This window comes from Streptomyces soli (genome assembly GCF_003999195.1).
Lineage (GTDB): Bacteria > Actinomycetota > Actinomycetes > Streptomycetales > Streptomycetaceae > Actinacidiphila > Actinacidiphila soli.
On record NZ_RJVR01000352.1, the window covers coordinates 1 to 14,816 of the forward strand.

General features: G+C 69.6%; 15 protein-coding genes. 6 read left to right on the forward strand and 9 right to left on the reverse strand.

Features of this window, described 5'->3' with window-relative positions; translation table 11 throughout:
• Positions 1-1,081: LCP family protein (locus tag EFK10_RS42875; RefSeq protein WP_164836396.1), on the forward strand; the 1,081-nt coding region annotated here is incomplete at its 5' end.
• 65 nt (positions 1,082-1,146) lie between these two features.
• On the opposite strand, the gene EFK10_RS42880 is transcribed toward EFK10_RS42875, so the two are convergent.
• Positions 1,147-2,304: an acyl-CoA dehydrogenase family protein gene (locus tag EFK10_RS42880; protein ID WP_127361049.1), complete on the reverse strand. Its 1,158-nt coding sequence runs from the start codon at positions 2,302-2,304 to the stop codon at positions 1,147-1,149.
• Positions 2,305-2,389: 85 nt separating this feature from the next.
• On the reverse strand, positions 2,390-3,499 hold the full coding sequence (locus tag EFK10_RS42885; RefSeq protein ID WP_240677822.1) for an LCP family protein: 1,110 nt from the start codon (positions 3,497-3,499) through the stop codon (positions 2,390-2,392).
• Between the two features lie 144 nt (positions 3,500-3,643).
• Here EFK10_RS42885 and EFK10_RS42890 point away from each other — a divergent pair, with 144 nt between their 5' ends.
• The gene (locus tag EFK10_RS42890) at positions 3,644-4,987 is read left to right on the forward strand and encodes a UDP-glucose dehydrogenase family protein (RefSeq protein ID WP_127361051.1); all 1,344 of its coding nucleotides are present in this window, start codon (positions 3,644-3,646) and stop codon (positions 4,985-4,987) included.
• 16 nt (positions 4,988-5,003) lie between these two features.
• Here EFK10_RS42890 and EFK10_RS42895 read toward each other — a convergent pair whose 3' ends face one another.
• Positions 5,004-5,561 carry a CGNR zinc finger domain-containing protein gene (locus EFK10_RS42895; RefSeq protein ID WP_127361052.1) on the reverse strand — a complete coding sequence of 186 codons (558 nt, stop codon included), beginning with the start codon at positions 5,559-5,561 and terminating at the stop codon, positions 5,004-5,006.
• Between the two features lie 86 nt (positions 5,562-5,647).
• Between EFK10_RS42895 and EFK10_RS42900 the strand changes: the two genes are divergently transcribed.
• Positions 5,648-6,010 carry a VOC family protein gene (locus tag EFK10_RS42900; protein WP_127361053.1) on the forward strand — a complete coding sequence of 121 codons (363 nt, stop codon included), beginning with the start codon at positions 5,648-5,650 and terminating at the stop codon, positions 6,008-6,010.
• 227 nt (positions 6,011-6,237) lie between these two features.
• Here the strand turns inward: EFK10_RS42900 and EFK10_RS42905 are convergent, their stop codons facing one another.
• From EFK10_RS42905 to EFK10_RS42915, 3 genes are read right to left on the reverse strand one after another with little or no spacing between them, the layout of a single operon-like run.
• Positions 6,238-7,413, reverse strand: coding sequence for a dipeptidase (locus EFK10_RS42905; RefSeq protein ID WP_127361054.1), 1,176 nt, complete (start codon positions 7,411-7,413; stop codon positions 6,238-6,240).
• A gap of 13 nt (positions 7,414-7,426) precedes the next feature.
• A complete protein-coding gene (gene purE, locus EFK10_RS42910) occupies positions 7,427-8,002 on the reverse strand; it encodes a 5-(carboxyamino)imidazole ribonucleotide mutase (protein ID WP_127361055.1) in 576 nt (191 codons plus the stop codon).
• On the reverse strand, positions 7,999-9,138 hold the full coding sequence (locus EFK10_RS42915; protein ID WP_127361056.1) for a 5-(carboxyamino)imidazole ribonucleotide synthase: 1,140 nt from the start codon (positions 9,136-9,138) through the stop codon (positions 7,999-8,001). The genes purE and EFK10_RS42915 overlap by 4 nt, the downstream gene beginning before the upstream one ends.
• 113 nt (positions 9,139-9,251) lie before the next feature.
• On the opposite strand from EFK10_RS42915, the gene EFK10_RS42920 reads away from it, so the two are divergent.
• A complete protein-coding gene (locus EFK10_RS42920; RefSeq protein ID WP_127361057.1) occupies positions 9,252-9,776 on the forward strand; it encodes a GtrA family protein in 525 nt (174 codons plus the stop codon).
• A gap of 10 nt (positions 9,777-9,786) precedes the next feature.
• Here the strand turns inward: EFK10_RS42920 and EFK10_RS42925 are convergent, their stop codons facing one another.
• Both EFK10_RS42925 and EFK10_RS42930 read right to left on the reverse strand, forming a co-directional pair.
• Entirely contained in the window at positions 9,787-11,028 is a 1,242-nt protein-coding gene (locus EFK10_RS42925) for an ATP-binding protein (RefSeq protein ID WP_127361058.1), read from the reverse strand.
• Positions 11,029-11,139: 111 nt separating this feature from the next.
• A complete protein-coding gene (locus EFK10_RS42930) occupies positions 11,140-11,823 on the reverse strand; it encodes a response regulator transcription factor (protein WP_127361059.1) in 684 nt (227 codons plus the stop codon).
• 289 nt (positions 11,824-12,112) lie between these two features.
• Here EFK10_RS42930 and EFK10_RS42935 point away from each other — a divergent pair, with 289 nt between their 5' ends.
• Positions 12,113-13,621 (forward strand): peptide MFS transporter, encoded by a 1,509-nt coding sequence (locus tag EFK10_RS42935; RefSeq protein ID WP_127361060.1) that lies wholly within the window; start codon positions 12,113-12,115, stop codon positions 13,619-13,621.
• A gap of 126 nt (positions 13,622-13,747) precedes the next feature.
• On the forward strand, positions 13,748-14,245 hold the full coding sequence (locus EFK10_RS42940; protein ID WP_127361061.1) for a DUF1203 domain-containing protein: 498 nt from the start codon (positions 13,748-13,750) through the stop codon (positions 14,243-14,245).
• 90 nt (positions 14,246-14,335) lie between these two features.
• On the opposite strand, the gene EFK10_RS42945 is transcribed toward EFK10_RS42940, so the two are convergent.
• Positions 14,336-14,785: a hypothetical protein gene (locus EFK10_RS42945; RefSeq protein ID WP_127361062.1), complete on the reverse strand. Its 450-nt coding sequence runs from the start codon at positions 14,783-14,785 to the stop codon at positions 14,336-14,338.
• Positions 14,786-14,816 lie beyond the last annotated feature (31 nt).

Below are 14,816 nucleotides of genomic sequence, written 5' to 3' on the forward strand. Positions count from 1 at the left end.
GGGGTACGCCGGCGGCCCTGGCGGTCCCGGCGGCCCCGGTTACGGCGGGGGCCGCCCGGGCGGTGGCGGCGGCGCCCGCCCCCGCGTCCCCGGCAGCCGAGCCCGTAAGGTCAAACTCACCGTGCTCGCGCTCGTGGTGGCGGTGCTGGCCGTTTCCGTCGGCACGTACTTCTGGGCCGACGGAAAGGTGCGCCGCGAGGTGGACCTCTCCCAGGTCATAGATCGCCCGGCGGCGGGCAAGGGCACCAACTACCTGATCGTGGGCTCCGACAGCCGCGCGGGCATGACCGCCGCGCAGAAGAAGGACCTGCACACCGGTTCCGCCGCCGGCAAGCGCACCGACTCGATGATGATCCTGCACGTCGGCAACAACGGGAACTCGCTCATCTCCCTGCCCCGCGACTCGTACGTCACCATCCCGAGCTTCAAGGGCTCGTCGTCCGGCAAGATGTACCAGTCCCCCGGCTCCGACAAGCTCAACGCCGCGTTCTCGATGGACGGCGCCACGCTCCTTGTCCGCACCATCGAGTACAACACCGGTCTGCACATCGACCACTACGCGGAGATCGGCTTCTCCGGCTTCGCCAACATCGTCGACGCGGTCGGCGGTGTGACCCTCGACATCCCGCAGGACATCAAGGACTCCAAGTCCGGCGCCAACTTCAAGAAGGGCAAGCAGACCCTCAACGGGGCGCAGGCCCTGGAGTTCGTCCGCACCCGCTACGCCCTCGCCGGCAGCGACCTGGACCGCACCAAGAACCAGCAGAAGTTCCTGGCCGCCCTCTCCAGCCAGGTCGCCACCCCGGGCACGATCCTCAACCCCTTCAAGCTCTACCCGACGATGAGCGCGGGTCTCGACACCCTCATCGTCGACAAGGACATGAGCCTGTGGAACCTGGCCTCGATGTTCTGGGCAATGAAGAGCGTCCAGGGCGGCAACGGCACGTCGATGAACATGCCCACCTCGGGCTCCATAACGACGTCGTCGGGCGGCAGCGCCATCAAGTGGGACACAACGAAGGCCAAGCAGCTCATCTCCGAGCTGAAGAACGACGAGAAGGTCACCGTCAAGGCCTCCTGACAACGGCTGTCCTATGACAAGAGGCACCCCGAGGGGTGCCTCTTGTCATAGGAACGGGCTGCCCCCTACGGAAGGTTGCGGGCCATGACGATGCGCTGGACCTGGTTGGTGCCTTCGTAGATCTGGGTGATCTTGGCGTCGCGCATCATGCGCTCGACGGGGTAGTCGCGGGTGTAGCCGTAGCCGCCGAGGAGCTGGACGGCGTCGGTGGTGATGTCCATGGCGACGTCCGAGGCGTAGCACTTGGCGGCGGCGCCGAAGAAGGTCAGGTCGGAGTCGGTGCGCTCGGACTTGGCGGCGGCGGCGTAGGTGAGCTGGCGGGCGGCTTCGAGCTTCATGGCCATGTCGGCGAGCATGAACTGGATGCCCTGGAACTCGGCGATGGCCTTGCCGAACTGCTTGCGCTCCTTGACGTACCCGGCGGCGTAGTCCAGGGCGCCCTGGGCGATGCCGAGGGCCTGGGCGGCGATGGTGACGCGGGTGTGGTCGAGGGTCTTCATGGCGGTGGCGAAGCCGGTGCCCTCGGCGCCGATGATGCGGTCGGCGGGGATGCGGACGTTGTCGAGGTAGACCTCTCGGGTCGGGGAGCCCTTGATGCCGAGCTTCTTCTCCGGGGCGCCGAAGGAGACGCCCTCGTCGGACTTCTCGACGACGAAGGCCGAGATGCCCTTGGAACGCTTCTCCGGGTCCGTCACCGCCATGACGGTGTAGAAGTCGCTGACCCCGGCGTTGGTGATCCAGCGCTTGACGCCGTTGACCACCCAGTAGTCGCCGTCGCGGACGGCCTTGGTCTTCATGCCCGCCGCGTCGGAGCCGGCGTCCGGCTCGGACAGGCAGTACGAGAACATGCCCTCCGCCCGGGACAGCGCGCCGAGGTACTTGTGCTTCAGCTCCTCGGAGCCGGACAGTTGGACGGGCAGCGAGCCCAGCTTGTTGACTGCGGGGATGAGGGAGGAGGAGGCGCAGACGCGGGCGACCTCCTCGATGACGATGACGGTGGACAGGGCGTCGGCACCGGCGCCGCCGTAGGTCTCCGGGACGTGGACGGCGTGGAGGTCGTTGGCCTCCAGGGCGTCGCGCGCCTCCTGGGGGAAGCGGCCCTGTTCGTCCACCTCGGCGGCGAAGGGCGCGATCTTCGCCTCGGCGAGCGAGCGCACCGCGTCACGGAGCATGTCGTGCTCCTCCGAGGTGCGGAAGAGGTCGAAATCGGTCGAGCCCGCCACGCTGCTCACTCCCCTGGGTGCTAACTACTGTTAAGTAACCCTGTGATTTTATGCTTCCCGGCTGCCTAAGCACACGTGATGTTGCTTACGGCGTGGTCGCGCCCAGCTTGTCCACGGAGTGGGTGGCGATGTAGTCGGCCATGGTGTCGTTGGTCATGGCCTCCCACAGCTGCGAGGTGCCGTTCTCGTCGAGGAGGACCACCGACTGGCCCTTGATCATGTCGGTGCCGGTGACGGGGGCGTTCATGAAGACCATGTCGCCCGAGCGCACACCCTTCATGCTCCACAGCAGGTCGCGCAGGGCGCTGTCGGAGAGCTGGTCGTCGACGCTGACGGTGTTGGTGACCTGGTCCAGCAGCTTCTTGGCCTTGAGCGGGCTGGAGAAGGTGGAGGGAGTGAGCGTCTTGGCGATCACCGCCCGGAGGAAGGCCTGTTGGCGGTGGGTGCGGTCGAAGTCGCCGCGCGGCAGGTGGTATCGCTCACGTATGTACGTGAGGGCCTGCTCGCCGTTCATGTGCTTGCCGCCGAGGGTGACGCCGCCGACCGAGTCGGTGAGGGCCTTGAAGCCGCTCCAGTCGATGACGGCGAGGTGGTCGATCTTGACATCGGTCAGCCGCTGGACGGTGTCGATGAGTAGTGGGGAGCCGCCCCAGGAGAACGCGGCGTTGAGCTTGGCCTTGCGGTGACCGGGGATGGAGACCCAGCTGTCGCGCGGGAGCGAGACGACGTACGTGTTTTTGTGGTTGGCCGGGATGTGTACCAGCATCATCGTGTCGCTGCGCTGGGCGCCGTACTTCCAGTCGGAGACCTTGGCGTCCTTGCCGGTGGTCGGCAGGTCGGAACGCCGGTCGACGCCGACCAGCAGGAAGGTTTCGCCACCCTTGCTGTCCTTGGGCTGGGCGCTCGCCGGGACATCGGTCGGGAAGGCGTTGGGAATCCGGCTGACCTTGCCGGTGTAGTGCTCGATGGCCCACCAGCCGGTGCCGGCTATCCCGCCGACGCCGGCCAGGAGCAGCGTCAGGGCCCCGATCAGCACGCGCCGGGTGCGGCGGCGTCTGCGCGCGGCCCGGTCGTTCTCCGAGGGCGCGTCCACCACGTCCAGCGAGTCCGCCTCGTCCAGCGAGTCCGCCGCCTTCACCGCTTCGGACGCCTCCGGCGTGTCCGGTCTGCCCGGCTCCACGTCAGCCTGAGTCATAGCCCCCACCTCTCCCACAGCGCTCCCCGCGCGTACACCTGTGCGCATTGTCGCCTTCACACCTCCTCCACGCCCGGACTTTCCCGGATTGAGACCCCGGATATGCTCGGCATCCACAGCCCACCGGAGAGGGACACCTGACAGATGGCGCTCAAGCTGACCGTGATCGGTACCGGCTACCTCGGTGCCACCCATGCCGCCGCCATGGCGGAACTCGGGTTCGAGGTGCTCGGCCTCGACGTCGTGCCCGAGAAGGTCGCGATGCTGTCGGCGGGCAAGGTCCCGATGTACGAGCCGGGGCTCGAGGAGCTGTTGGCCCGGCACGTCGCCGGGATCGAGGGGTCGACCGGGCGGCTGCGGTTCACGACGTCGTGGGAAGAGGTCGCGGAGTTCGGCGACGTGCACTTCGTATGCGTCAACACCCCGCAGAAACACGGGGAGTACGCGTGCGACATGAGCTACGTCAACAGCGCCTTCGAGTCGCTCGCCCGGCATCTGACGCGGCCCACGCTTGTGGTCGGCAAGTCCACCGTCCCGGTGGGCAGCGCGGCCCGGCTGGCCGCCCGGCTCGCGGAGCTGGCTCCGGCGGGTGAGCAGGCGGAGCTGGCGTGGAACCCGGAGTTCCTGCGGGAGGGCTTCGCGGTGCAGGACACACTGCACCCGGACCGGCTGGTGGTGGGCGTCGCCTCGGAGCGGGCGGAGAAGCTGCTGCGCGAGGTTTACGCGACACCCGTCGCAGAAGGCACGCCCTTCGTGGTGGCCGACTATCCGACCGCTGAACTGGTCAAGACGGCGGCCAACGCCTTCCTCGCCACGAAGATCTCCTTCATCAACGCGATGGCCGAGGTCAGCGAGGCAGCCGGTGGCGACGTCGCGAAGCTGGCGGAAGCCATCGGGTACGACGAGCGGATCGGCCACAAGTTCCTGCGGGCCGGCATCGGCTTCGGCGGCGGCTGCCTGCCCAAAGACATCCGCGCCTTCATGGCCCGGGCCGGCGAGCTGGGCGCCGACCAGGCGCTGACCTTCCTGCGCGAGGTCGACTCCATCAACATGCGCCGACGCGGCCACATGGTCGAGCTGGCCCGCGAGGCCTGCGGCCCGGGCGGCTTCCTGGGCAAGCGGATCGGTGTGCTCGGCGCGGCCTTCAAGCCGGACTCCGACGACGTACGGGACTCGCCCGCGCTCAACGTCGCCGGGCAGATCCACCTCCAGGGCGGCCAGGTCACGGTCTACGACCCCAAGGCCATGGACAACGCCCGCAAGCTCTTCCCGACCCTCGGGTACGCCCCGACCGCGCTGGACGCGGTGCGCGGGGCCGAGGTCGTCCTGCACCTCACCGAATGGCGTGAGTTCCGCGAGCTTGACCCGGCGGAGCTGGGCGAGGTCACCGCGCGGCGGCATGTGATCGACGGCCGCAACGCGCTGGACGCCGCGCTGTGGCGCAAGGCCGACTGGACGTACCGGGCGATGGGCCGCCCGAACGCGTAAGGCTGCGTCCCTGCTCCTACGTTCCTCGGCTGCGGTACGCCCGCATCTTGGCCCGACTGCCGCAGATCGCCATCGTGCACCAGCGGCTGCGGCCCGCCGGGCTACGGTCGTAGTACACCCAGCGGCAGCTGTGCGCCTCGCAGGCCTTGAGCCGTGGCCAGGTTCCGTCGGCGACGGCGGTGGCTATGCCGGCGGCGATACGGGCGGTGAGCGCGGCGGCGCCGGTGAGCCCGGGGGCGGGGCGCAGGGTGGCGGCTCCTTGGGTGTCGACGGCAAGGACGAGTGGGGCGCGGGCCAGCAGCCGGTCGAGGGCGGCGGCCGAGGCGGCCGGGACGTCGGTGCCGGTATGTGCCTGGCAGGCGTCGCGCAGGGCTTCGCGCAGCTCACGGGCGTCGGCGAGGTCGTGCGTGTCGAAGCTCAGGCCGTCGATGCCGTGGGCGCCGGCGAAGGCCACCAGACCGTCGAGGGTGCGCAGCTGGTCGCTTTCCGCGTTCTCGAGGTCGACGGTGTTGGCCAGGTCCTGAGCCAGGCGTAGCGGCTCGGGGGCGGGGGCACGTTCGCCGGGCTGATTCACCCTTGCCAGGTTACCGGCGTGGCGCCATCATGAGGTAACGGTTACCTGATGACACTCGTAAGCGGTAACAGCAGAGAGGCAGGCACATCGTGATCGGAACACTGGGCACCGTCGTCGTGGACTGTCCCGACCCCAAGGGGCTCGCCGCCTTCTACGCCGAGGTGGTCGGCGGCAAGGTGAGCGCGGACGGCGACGACTGGGTCGACCTCGTCCGCGAGGACGGCCCGAACCTGTCCTTCCAGCAGGCACCCCAGCTGCGGGCACCGCGCTGGCCCGACCCGGAGCGGCCGCAGCAGTTCCATCTCGACGTCACGGTGGACGACCTGGACGCCGCGCAGGAGCGGGTGCTGGCGCTGGGCGCGACCCTCCTCGACGACGGCGCGGGCCGGCGTAGCTGGCGCGTCTTCGCCGACCCCGCGGGGCACCCCTTCTGCCTGTGCGCCTGCTAGCACCGGGTTGGGGGTAGGCCGTCCGCCTGAGGCGGGACGGGCTGGCCCAACCCGGCCCGCACCCGGCGACGGGCGCGCACCACGACGGTGGTAGCCGCGGTGCGTCGGCGGCCTCGCGTCCGTGGCCGGGTTGTGCCAACCCTCCCCCAGCCTTCGGCCGGGAGGTGCCCCCACCTCGCTTCGCTCGCCTCACGGCGGACCGCCTTCCCACAACCCGGAGGGAGGGGCTACGCGTCCAGCGTCGCGTTGGACGGGCCACGGGTGGTCCGGATCGCGGCAGCGGAGGCTTCCGCGTCGCGCAGAACGCGGACCGCGTTGCCCCAGGTGAGCTTGGCGAGGTCGGGGGCGGTCCACCCGCGGCGGAGGAGTTCGGCGATGAGGTTGGGGTAGCCGGAGACGTCGTCGAGGCCGGAGGGGACGAAAGCGGTGCCGTCGTAGTCGCCGCCGATGCCGATGTGGTCGATGCCGGCGACGGAGCGCATGTGGTCGAGGTGGTCGGCGACGGTGGAGGCGGTGGCGACGGGGCGGGGGTGCTCGGCCTCGAAGGCCTCGTGGACCTTCATGGCCTCGGCGGTGGTGTCGAGGTGGTGGAAGCCGTGGGCCTCCATGTTCTCGTCGGCGCGGCGGGTCCATTCGATGGCTGCCGGGAGGATGAACTTGGGCACGAAGGTGGCCATCGCCACTCCCCCGTTGCGGGGCAGCAGTTCCAGGACATCGTCCGGGATGTTCCGTACGTGGTCGCAGACGGCCCGGGACGACGAGTGCGAGAAGACGACCGGCGCCTCGCTCACGCGCAGGGCGTCCCGCATGGTGTCGGGCGAGACGTGGGAGAGGTCGACGAGCATGCCGAGGCGGTTCATCTCGCGGACGACCTCGACGCCGAAGGAGTTCAGTCCCCCGTGCCGGGGGGCGTCCGTGGCGGAGTCGGCCCAGTCGATGGTGTCGTTGTGGGTGAGGGTCATGTAGCGGACGCCGAGCTCGTGGAGCCCGCGCAGCACGCCCATCGAGTTGTTGATGCTGTGGCCGCCCTCGGCGCCCATGAGAGAGGCGATACGGCCCTCGGCGCGCGCCGCTTCCATGTCGTCGGTGGTGACGGCGAGCCGGAGGTCGGCCGGGTAACGGTCGACCAGCCGGCGCACGCAGTCGATCTGCTCCAGCACGGCGGTGACGGCCTTGTCGCCCGCCAAGTCGGCCCGTACGTACACGGACCAGAACTGCGCGCCGACGCCGCCGGCCCGCAGACGGGGGAGGTCGGTGTGGAGGTGCGCGGACTGGTCGGTGGCGATGTCGCGGGCGTCGAGGTCGTAGCGGACCTGCTCGCGCAGTGCCCAGGGGAGGTCGTTGTGGCCGTCCACCACGGGGTGTTCGGCCAGGAGCTCATGGGCGCGGGCGAGCAGATCCATCGATGCCTACCTTCTACTTACCGAAGCCGAATCCGTTGCTGCCCTCCACCTTGGCACGCAGACGCTTGCCCTTCTCCGTGGCCTGCTCGTTCAGCTCGTCCTGGAAGGCCCGCATGCGGATGAGGAGTTCGCCGTCGTGGGCGGCGAGGATACGGACGGCGAGCAGCCCGGCGTTGCGCGCACCGGCAACCGACACCGTGGCGACGGGCACGCCGGCCGGCATCTGGACGATGGACAGCAGCGAGTCCATGCCGTCCAGGTACTTCAGCGGCACCGGGACGCCGATCACGGGCAGCGGGGTGACGGAGGCGAGCATGCCCGGCAGGTGGGCGGCGCCACCGGCCCCGGCGATGATCGTCTTGAGGCCGCGGTCGGCGGCCTGCTCGCCGTAGGCGACCATTTCGCGCGGCATGCGGTGTGCGGACAGGACGTCGACCTCGTACGCGACCTCGAACTCGTCGAGTACCTGCGCGGCGGCCTCCATGACCGTCCAGTCGGAGTCGGAGCCCATCACGATGCCGACCACTGGGAAGGGGCGCGCGTCAGCGCTCGATGAGGGGTGGGGGTCGGGCGACGGGTGGGCGCTCATTCGGTGATCGTTCCTCGCAGGTAGTCGGCGGCGTGGCGGGCGCGCTCACGCACCTCGTCGAGGTCGTCGCCGTAGGTGTTGACGTGGCCGACCTTACGGCCGGGCTTCACGTCCTTGCCGTACATGTGGATCTTGAGCTGGGGGTCGCGGGCCATGCAGTGCAGGAAGCCCTGGTACATGTCCGGGTAGTCGCCGCCGAGGACGTTCGCCATGACGGTCCACCTGGAGCGCGGGCGGGGGTCGCCGAGCGGCAGGTCGAGCACGGCGCGCAGATGGTTGGCGAACTGGGAGGTGGCGGCTCCGTCCTGGGTCCAGTGGCCGCTGTTGTGAGGGCGCATGGCCAGCTCGTTCACCAGGATCCGGCCGTCGCGGGTCTCGAAGAGCTCGACCGCGAGGTGGCCGGTGACACCCAGCTCCTTGGCGACGGTCAGCGCGAGCTGCTGGGCGCGGGCCGACACGTCGGCGTCCAGGCCCGGCGCGGGGGCGATCACGGTGTCGCACACGCCGTCGACCTGCACAGACTCCACCACGGGATAGGCGACGGCCTGCCCGTGCGGGGACCGCACGACGTTCGCCGCCAGCTCCCGTGCGAAGTCGACCTTCTCCTCTGCGAGCACCGGAACGCCCGCCCGGAAGGGCTCGGCCGCGTCCGCCTCGCTGCGTACGACCCAGACGCCCTTGCCGTCGTAGCCGCCGCGCACGGTCTTGAGGATGACGGGGAAGCCTTCACCTTCCTCCGCGAAGGCGGTCACATCGGCCGGATTGTCTACAATCCGGTGCCTCGGCGAGGGCACTCCGATCTCGTCGAGCCGCGCCCGCATCACGCCCTTGTCCTGCGCGTGCACCAGGGCGTCCGGCCCCGGGCGGACAGCGACGCCGTCGGCTTCCAGGGCGCGCAGGTGCTCGGTGGGGACGTGCTCGTGGTCGAAGGTGATGACGTCACAACCTTCCGCGAAGGCGCGCAGAGTCTCCAGGTCGCGGTAGTCGCCGACGACGACCTCACCCGCCACCAGGGCCGCCGAATCGAGCGGGGTGTCGCTGAGGAGCTTGAACCTGATGCCGAGCGGGATACCAGCCTCGTGGGTCATACGAGCGAGCTGGCCGCCGCCGATCATGCCGACTACCGGGAATGTCACAGTCACAAGGATATCGGCGCACGATTACCGCACGGACCGTCGGGTACCCGAAGCCACGGTTAGCATGAAGTGCACTGATGAATGCCGACTACTGACGGGACCGAACGATCACTATGGGCGGATCGACCGGGCTGCACTCCAGCCCGTCAGGGCTCCAGGGCCGTATCAAGGGGATATACCGGGAGGTCGCCAAGTTCGGCGCCGTCGGCGGCGTAGGCGTCCTTGTCAATATCGCGGTCTTCAACCTGGTCCGCCACGCCACCAATCTGCAGGTCGTCCGGGCCAGCATCGTCGCGACGGTGGTGTCGATCGCCTTCAATTACATCGGCTTCCGGTATTTCACGTACCGCGACCGTGAGAAGACAGGGCGTACCAAGGAGCTCGGGCTCTTCCTCTTCTTCAGCGCGATCGGGCTGGTTATCGAGAACGGCGTTCTGTACGCGGTGACATATGGGATGGGCTGGGACAGCTCGCTGCAGAGCAACATCGCGAAGTTCGCCGGTATCGGTGTCGCCACCCTCTTCCGCTTCTGGTCCTACCGCAGTTGGGTCTTCAAGGCCCTGCCGGCGCGCGATGCGCTGGAGCAAGCAGAATCGTTCCTGGCCGGCGACGCCGCGGCGGAGACCACCCGCCGCTAGGTGTGAGGCTCTAGACCTCGCCCTCCCGGGCCAGGAACAGCGCGAAGACCGGCGGACGCTGCTGGAGGAGCTCCAGACGGCCGCCGTCCGCCTCCGCGAGGTCCCGGGCGACCGCTAGGCCGATACCCGTGGAGTTACGGCCGCTGACCGTGCGCTCGAAGACCCTGGAGCCAAGTTCCGGCGGGACGCCCTGGCCCTCGTCCGTGACCTCGACCACAGCCTGGTTGCCGGTGACGCGGGTGGAGATGGTGACGGTGCCGGCGCCGTGCATGAGCCCGTTCTCGATCAGCGTGGCCAGGACCTGGGCGACGGCGCCGGGGGTGCCGACGGCGCGCAGCCGCTTCGTACCGGCGGTGGTGATGGTGCGGCCCTCGTTGCGATAGGCGGGCCGCCATTCCTCGACCTGCTGCTTGATGACCTCGTCCAGGTCGAAGTCGACGGCCGAGCCGGTGCGCGGGTCGCGGGCATTGGTCAGCAGCCGCTGGACGACGTCCGTCAGCCGCTCGACCTGGCCCAGGGCGATGGTCGCCTCCTCCTTGACCGTCTCCTGCTCGTCCGCGGTGGCGATGATCTCCTCCAGCCGCATGCTGAGCGCCGTGAGGGGCGTACGCAGCTGGTGCGAGGCGTCCGCCGCGAGCCGCCGCTCGGCGGTGAGCATCCGGGCGATCCGCTCGGCGCTGGAGTCGAGCACATCGGCGACCCGGTCCAGCTCGGGCACCCCGTAGCGGCGGTGGCGGGGCCTGGGGTCGCCGGAGCCGAGGCGTTCCGCGGTCTCGGCGAGGTCGGTGAGAGGGCTGCCGAGCCGCCGGGCCTGTCTGACGGCGAGGACGACGGCGGCCAGTACGGCGAGCAGCGCGACGGCCAGGATGATCAGGAGCGTACGGCCGATCTCGTCGCTGACATGGCGCCGAGACTCCTCGACGGTGACGGTCTCGCCGTGCTCGCCCTTCTGGGTCGAGGCGATCACCTTCCCGCTGGGGCGGGTGCCCATCTCGATCGGATCGTTGCCGGGGATCTCGACGAGGGCGTAGCGGTCGGGGGTGATCTGCTGCGTCAGCACCTGCCGGTTGACCTTCTCACCGCTGAGCAGGCGGTTCTCGACGACGCTGACGAGCCGCACCGCCTCGGAGTCGACGCTCTCCTGGGCGCTGTTCTCGATCGTCCGGGCCTCGACGATGACGAGCGAGACGCCGAAGACGGCGATGACGACGAGCACCACGGCGAGCGTGGAGGAAATCAGACGGCGGCGCAATTGGCCCTCCGGGCAGGGATGACACATTAAGGATGCCGCACCACGACGCGGTGCGGAGCACCGGCGCGAGCGCACGGTGCCCCGGTCACCGGCTGCCTGCCCGGCAGAGCCTCAGTTCTTCTCGAAGCGGAAGCCCACGCCGCGCACCGTGGAGATGTAGCGCGGCGCGGCGGCGTCGTCGCCGAGTTTCTTCCGCAGCCAGGAGATGTGCATGTCGAGGGTCTTGGTCGATGACCACCAGGTCGTGTCCCAGACCTCGCGCATCAGCTGCTCACGGGTGACCACCCGGCCCGCGTCCCGGACCAGGACCCGGAGCAGGTCGAACTCCTTGGCGGTGAGCTGGAGTTCCTCGTCGCCCATCCAGGCGCGGTGCGACTCGACGTCGATCCGTACGCCCTGGGTGGACGGCTGCGGGGTGCTGCCGCCCTCGGTCTGGCCGCGCCGCAGCAGCGCCCGCACCCGGGCGAGCAGCTCGGCCAGCCGGAAGGGCTTGGTCACGTAGTCGTCGGCGCCGGCGTCCAGGCCGACCACGGTGTCGACCTCGTCGGCGCGGGCGGTGAGCACCAGGACCGGGAAGCCATGGCCCTCGGTGCGCAGTCGCCTGCACACTTCCAGGCCGTCGATACCGGGCAGCCCCAGGTCGAGCACCAGCAGGTCGAAGGCGCCCAGCAGGCCGGCTTCTAGAGCGGTGGGGCCGTCCTCGCGCACCTCGACCTCGTACCCCTCGCGGCGCAGAGCGCGTGCGAGCGGTTCCGAGATGGATGCGTCGTCCTCGGCGAGCAGTACGCGGGTCATGCGCTGATGGTAGTCCGCACGGGAAGCCCGCGAGGCGGGCAGGGCTGCGACCTGCTATAGGACCAGACTTATAGCCTGGTCACACCCTGTGAGGTACGTCTCAAGTCATGCTATACCACATGTCGGACCGCCATACAGTATGTAAAAGCCCGTAACAGCCCGCCGGGACCTTTGGCACGCACGACGCGCCGAGGGCCCCTGCTGTGACGGGGCTGGTACCCGCCAGCATGAACGACTGGGCGTATACCCCCCCATGCGCCTCTCCCCCACCCGCAAGCAAGGATCGACCATGGCGTCCAGCCTGACGAAGGACGCCGCCCACACGCAGGACACCCCTGCTGCCGGCGGTTACACCTTCTTCGGCCACCCCCGCGGACTGGCCACTCTGTTCATGACCGAGACGTGGGAGCGATTCAGCTACTACGGCATGAGGGCGCTTCTCGTCCTCTATCTGACGGCCTCGGTCGCGGACGGCGGCCTGGGCATGAAGGCCGCCACGGCCGGTGCCATCTACAGCGTCTACACCGCGACCGTGTACCTCCTGGCGATGCCGGGCGGCTGGTTCGCCGACCGCCTGTGGGGCCCGCGCAAGACCGTCGCCATCGGCGGCGCGATCATCATGACCGGCCACTTCCTGCTGGCCGTGCCGGCCAAGCCGTCCTTCTTCATCGGCCTGGTCTTCATCGCCGTCGGCTCCGGCCTGCTGAAGTCCAACATCTCCACGATGGTCGGCCAGCTCTACCCGGACCGCAACGACCCGCGTCGTGACGGCGGCTTCACCATCTTCTACATCGGCATCAACCTCGGTGCCTTCCTCGCGCCGCTGGTCATCGGCACCGTCGGCCAGACCGTCAACTGGCACCTGGGCTTCGCCCTGGCCGGCGTCGGTATGGCGCTGGGCCTGGGACAGTTCCTGCTGGGCACCAAGCACCTCGCCCCGGTCAGCAGCGTCGTCCCGACCCCGCTGGTCGCCGCCGAGCGCGCCGCGCTGCTGAAGAAGGCGCTGCTGTGGCTGGTCGCCGCCGTCGCCTTCTACGGCGTCGTCACCTTCACCGGACACTTCACCATCAACTGGGTGCTGTGGCCGCTGTCGCTGGTGGGCCTGGCCCTGCCGGCGTACTACTTCGCCCGCATCCGCCGGGACACCGACCTGACGGTGGACGAGAAGTCGAAGGTGACCGGCTTCATCTGGTTCTTCGTCGTGGCCGCGCTGTTCTGGATGATCTACGACCAGTCCGGCTCGACCCTGACCGTCTTCGCCTCCGACCACACCTCGTCGAAGCTCTTCGGCTTCCACTTCCCGGAGAGCTGGTTCCAGTCCCTGAACCCGCTGTTCGTGATGGCCTTCGCCCCGGTCTTCGCCGCCCTGTGGATGAAGCTGGGCCGGCGGAACCCGAGCACCACGGTCAAGTTCGCGTACGGCCTCATCGGCATCGGCGCTTCCTTCGTGGTGATGATGCTCGCCCAGGCCGCCGCCTCGGGCGACACCAAGGTCTCCCCGGTGTGGCTGACCATGGTGTACCTGATCCAGACCGTCGCGGAGCTCTGCCTGTCCCCGGTCGGCCTCTCGGTCACCACGAAGCTGGCCCCGGCCAAGTACGCCAGCCAGATGATGGGCCTGTTCTTCCTCGCCGTGACGGCGGGCGACTGCGTCGCGGCCGTCCTCCAGCTGGTCATCGGCGACGCCTTCCTCTCCGAGACCGCCTTCGCGATCCAGGGCGCGGTGGCACTCCTCGCGGGCTTCGCCTTCGTGATGTACCGCCGGAAGGTCATCAAGCTGATGGGCGACGTCCACTGACGTCACTTCCCTGAGCTGCTGGCCCCGGAGCGACACCGCTCCGGGGCCCCTTCGTCGTTGTGCGGGGGGAGCGCGACGTCCGATTCCCGCCAGCACCGCGGACGGCCCGACGCCAGCATGGATCGCATGGATGAGACGCGTTACGAGATCCGTGCCATAGCCCCGGATGTCCTGCGGAAGCTGCGGGACCACGATGACGCCGGCCACCGCCCACAGCTGGTCGTCGACGAGGAGGGTGGCAATCCGCTGCGGTGCTGCTTCGGGCGGAGCAATCCCGGGGAGACCGTCGCCCTGGCCTCCTACGCGCCGCTGCGCCGCTGGGCCGAGGAGACCGGCGCCGCCCCCGGCCCGTACAGCGAGGTGGGGCCGGTCTTCGTGCACGCCGAGGACTGCGGCGGCCCGACCGGCACCGGCTTCCCGGCGGACATGCGTGGAGACCGCCGCGTGCTGCGCGCGTACACCGCGGACGGCCGGATCCTGCGGGGCCGGTACGTGGAGGCGGGCGCGGGCCGTCCCACGATCGAGGAGGAGCTGGAGGAGCTCTACCGCGACCCGGCGGTGGCGGCGGTTCACCTGCGAGCGGTCGAGTTCGGCTGCTTCCTCCTGGAGACCCGCCGGATGTGACGTCCGGCGGGCCGCGCCGGGACACAGTCAGCGGCGGAGGCGCTGCCAGGTGGCGCCCGCCGTGCCGATGGTCCCGGCCGAGCCGGCGACTCAGGTGCTGGGGCTCCCGGCCGCTGTCGTGCAGGACGGCGTCCAGCTCAGGGCGTCGGCGCTGATGACCGCACTGCCGGGGCCGTCGAAGTCGGTGGCCTTGGCGGTGAGGGACCAGCCGGTGGAGCCGGCGCGGTAGTCCTTGACGGTGACGGCGTTGAGCGCGCCGGTGGAGTGCGCGACGCTCCCGCTCGCGTCGCCGGCCGTCATCTCGACGGTGTCGCCGGCCTGCGTCGTGGACAGCGCGCCGCTCTTGACGGCCGCGGTGAGCTTCTGACTGCCGGGCAGCGGCGGGCTGTTGTCGATGACGCTGTACGCGATCGGTCCGGCGGCCGTCGACGCGTCGTACGTCGTGCCCTCGAAGGCCAGGATGCCGGTGGTGTCGAGATTGCTGACGGCCAGGGACGCCGTGAAGCCGCCCGAGGAATCGGGCGTGGCCGCGGTGTACACGCCGGTCGCGTCCGCACCCTTGACGCCGGAC

Excerpts from the sequence above, each read along its gene's own strand:
- EFK10_RS42940 (WP_127361061.1), top strand. The coding sequence starts at position 13,748 with ATGGATGAGACGCGTTACGAGATCCGTGCCATAGCCCCGGATGTCCTG.
- EFK10_RS42905 (WP_127361054.1), bottom strand. The coding sequence starts at position 7,413 with ATGGATCTGCTCGCCCGCGCCCATGAGCTCCTGGCCGAACACCCCGTG.
- EFK10_RS42930 (WP_127361059.1), bottom strand. The coding sequence starts at position 11,823 with ATGACCCGCGTACTGCTCGCCGAGGACGACGCATCCATCTCGGAACCG.
- EFK10_RS42920 (WP_127361057.1), top strand. The coding sequence starts at position 9,252 with ATGGGCGGATCGACCGGGCTGCACTCCAGCCCGTCAGGGCTCCAGGGC.
- EFK10_RS42935 (WP_127361060.1), top strand. The coding sequence starts at position 12,113 with ATGGCGTCCAGCCTGACGAAGGACGCCGCCCACACGCAGGACACCCCT.
- EFK10_RS42890 (WP_127361051.1), top strand. The coding sequence starts at position 3,644 with ATGGCGCTCAAGCTGACCGTGATCGGTACCGGCTACCTCGGTGCCACC.
- EFK10_RS42885 (WP_240677822.1), bottom strand. The coding sequence starts at position 3,499 with ATGACTCAGGCTGACGTGGAGCCGGGCAGACCGGACACGCCGGAGGCG.
- purE (WP_127361055.1), bottom strand. The coding sequence starts at position 8,002 with ATGAGCGCCCACCCGTCGCCCGACCCCCACCCCTCATCGAGCGCTGAC.